We start from the raw sequence: 2,241 nt of genomic DNA on the forward strand, positions 1-2,241 counted from the left end.
AATCCTGAAAATCGTTGAACCTACTATGAATCTTGAAGCCTTTCGCCTTGTAATTTGGCGTCATACTCTATATAATATAAACGTTCTTGTAATTTGGGTGTGCTCCGAATCCCACGGCTTTCTCCGTGGGCGGAATCCCGCCCTGACCCGGGAAGGAAGCTGATACAGCGATGAGCGCGAAATTTTCGCTTTTGCCAGGCATGATTGCCCGGTATCTGCTGACAATTGAAATCACGGACATTCTGGACATTCTTCTGATGGCCATTGTCTTGTACAAGCTGCTGAACTTTGTCAAGACCTCACGGGTGGCAAATCTTTTAAAGGGCGTTTTGATTTTTCTGGCGGTGCTGTGGCTGTCCTCCATCTTTCACCTCAACGGCATCAGTTACATCATGGGCCGGATGGTGGAGTGGGGCGTTCTGGCCCTCATCATCCTGTTTCAGCCGGAGCTTCGCCGGGTGCTGGAGCAGATGGGCAGCCGTCGGCTGGCCTTTTTCTTCACCAGAGGAGAGACGGAGAGCACGCTGGAACGCATGATCGGACAGACTGTTCTGGCCTGCACCGAGATGTCCAAATCCCGCACCGGCGCGCTGATTGTCTTCGAGCGGGAGATTCTGCTGGACGACATGGTCCGCAGCGGTACGGTGCTGAACGCGGATGTATCCGGCGAGCTTTTGAAAAATATCTTTTTCGTGAAGGCGCCCATGCACGACGGCGCGGTCATCGTCCGAAAGGGACGGGTTTTGGGCGCGGGCTGTATGTTACCCTTGAGCAAAAACGTGAATCTCTCACGGGACTTGGGGATGCGTCACCGGGCCGGTATCGGCATGAGCGAAAACTCCGACGCGGTGGTGGTGATTGTCTCCGAGGAGACGGGGTCCATTTCCGTGGCCGTGGGCGGGATGCTGAAGCGGCATCTGATGCCGGAAACGCTGGAAAACCTCCTGCGCAACGAGCTGCTGCCCCAGGAGAAAGAACCGTCGGACCGGAAGCTGGGCTTCTTCGGGCTGCTGCGTGTCCGCGGGGAAGGAGGCGGCCGCAATGGAGAACAATAAACAGCGCTGGAACAAAAGCAAGGTTTTGTATGTCGTCCTCTCCATTTTGTGCTCCTGTGCCATCTGGCTGTATGTGGACAGCATCAATAACCCCGAGAAGGAGAAAACCATCAGCGATATCCCCATCGAATATGTTGGGTCGGATACTATTCTGGCCGACCGGGGGCTGATGCTTCTGCCGGAAAGTGACCAGACCATGACGCTGACCATTAAGGCGCGGCGGCTGATTCTGGCCAAGCTGGACCCTGATAAAATCCGCATTCAGGCAAACCTGTCCGATATTACGGAAACCGGGGCCCACAACGTGGGTTATACGGTTCGCTATCCCAGCAATATTCCAAGAGACGCCGTCTCCTATTCCAATGCCTCCTATGCCGCCCATGTGGAAATCGGCGAGCTTTATCGGCGAAACGTAGATATCCGCTGTACGCTGACGGGTACCGTGGCCGAGGGGTATATTGCCGGTGAGCTCCGTTTGGAGCCCGAGGCGCTGGAGCTGCGCGGCCCGCGTACCGAGGTGGACGCAGTGGCCTATGCCAAGGTAACGCTTGCGGTGGACAACGCCACGGAGACTGTCTCCAGAGCGCTGGACTACGAGCTTTATAACGAGTCCGGAGAGCTGATTGAGGACACCTCCAACCTGCGCGCAACCTCCGATCAGATTCAGGTGACGCTGCCCGTGAACGTGGAAAAGGAGCTGCCCCTTCGGGTAAACTTTATTGAGACGGCTGGAGCCAGAGTTAAGAATCTGGACTATTCCATCACCCCCGCCAGCATTACGGTTTCGGGCGCGGCAGAGCTTTTGAAGGACGTGGAGTATATCACGCTGGACGATTTCGAACTGGCGGAATTTGTGGGACCCTCCACCTATCGGTATACCATCAACGTCCCCGCGGGTTGTGAAAACCTCAGCGGAGCTGCCCGGGCAACCATGACCGTCCGATTCAAGGACATGGCCTCCGCCGACTTCAATGCCGTGAATTTTACGTGTGAAAATGTACCGGAAGGGAAAACTGTAACTGTTCTGACCACGGAGCTGCCGGTGTCCCTGCGGGGAACCGCAGCGGATGTGGCGTCTGTCAAGGCGGAGGATATTACGGTGACGGCGGATTTGACGGACATTCTCGCCGCGGGCGGGAGCTATACAGTCCCCGCAAAAGTCATCGTGGGCAATGACGAGGACGTG

The 2,241-nt window shown here is 56.1% G+C and carries 2 protein-coding genes; both read left to right on the top strand.

Annotated features, from left to right (window positions below; all coding sequences use genetic code 11):
- The first annotated feature begins 170 nt into the window (after nucleotides 1–170).
- Complete coding sequence (gene cdaA, locus RTK01_RS16660) at nucleotides 171–1,055, top strand: diadenylate cyclase CdaA (protein WP_312282040.1); 885 nt, start codon at nucleotides 171–173, stop codon at nucleotides 1,053–1,055.
- A partial coding sequence (locus RTK01_RS16665) for a CdaR family protein (protein ID WP_312282041.1) occupies nucleotides 1,042–2,241 on the top strand: 1,200 nt, incomplete at its 3' end. The genes cdaA and RTK01_RS16665, both read left to right, overlap by 14 nt.

The sequence above is a fragment of the Oscillibacter sp. genome (assembly GCF_031978065.1).
In the GTDB taxonomy this organism is placed as follows: Bacteria; Bacillota; Clostridia; order Oscillospirales; family Oscillospiraceae; genus Oscillibacter.